Source organism: Anoxybacillus sp. J5B_2022 (assembly GCF_026847645.1).
Taxonomy (GTDB): domain Bacteria; phylum Bacillota; class Bacilli; order Bacillales; family Anoxybacillaceae; genus Anoxybacteroides.
On sequence record NZ_JAPSMC010000151.1, the window covers coordinates 1 to 1186 of the forward strand.

The following is a 1186-nucleotide window of genomic DNA, read 5'->3' on the forward strand; positions in this document are numbered from 1 at the left end:
GATGAAAAATTTCGTTACTACATTTTGAAGCAAAAATCGGATGTGTTGCAGGCGATGAGGAGTTTCTTCCGAAAAGAAGAAAATAAAATGTTTGTTTAAAACCTTGTGCTACACAAGGTTTCAGCTTGTCGACAAAGTCGACAAGCTGTTTTAATATATAGGTATAAGGGTATAGGAGGGGGAAATCGGATGCTTCAACGTCATCAAGAAGATCGTAGACATGTGGAAACAACGGTAAAGATTGATGACCTTGTTCCTGAGGATCACCTTGTGCGTAAGCTAGAAAAAGCGATTGACTTCTCTTTTATTTACGACATCGTCAAAGACCTATACTCACCCGACCATGGACGACCAAGTATTGATCCCGTTGTGTTGTTCAAAATGTACTTGATCCGTTATATCTTCGGCATTCGTTCGATGCGTGAAACGGTGGAACAAATTCGAACAAACGTAGCCTATCGATGGTTTTTAGGGTTGAGTCTTCATGATCCTGTCCCACATCATTCGACTCCAAGCAAAAATTACGCACGACGTTTTGCAGGTACAGACGTCTTTCAAAAAATTTTTTCAAGAATCTTAGAAGAAGCCTTTCAACACGGGCTGGTGGATCCAAGTGTCGTATTTGTTGATTCTACCCATGTGAAGGCGAGTGCAAACAAAAGAAAATTCAACACCGAAGTGGCAGAAGTCGAAGCGAAAGCATATCAAGAGGAACTGGAAAAAGAGATTGAACGAGACCGCACCGCACATGGAAAATCTCCATTACCGCCAGAAACAGATAAAAAAAACGAGAAGTGAAGATCAGTAAGACAGATCCCGAGAGTGGGATGTTTGTGAAAAATGAACGCGAACGAGTATTTGCTTACTCCTATCATACGGCTTGCGATCGCCATGGCTGGATCCTTCAATCCTATGTCACAGCGGCAAACGTGCATGATAGTCAAGCCTTTTTCGAACTGTTTGAACGGGTCAAACAGGAAGTGAAGCAGCGCCCAAAAGACGTGTGCATCGATGCAGGATACAAGACGCCAGCCATTGCGAAATACCTACTAGAACAAGTGATTGATCCGATTTGGCCATACACTCGTCCAAAAACGAAAGATGGGTTCTTTCGGAAATCTGAATTTGCATATGACGAACATTTTGATTGTTACCTTTGTCCAAATAACCAAGTGTTATCTTATTC

Annotated in this window: 1 pseudogene; it reads left to right on the forward strand. The window is 42.0% G+C overall.

Annotated features, from left to right (window positions below):
• Positions 1–189: 189 nt before the first annotated feature.
• Positions 190–1186 (forward strand): annotated as a pseudogene (locus M4I42_RS16905) (IS1182 family transposase); the annotation flags it as partial.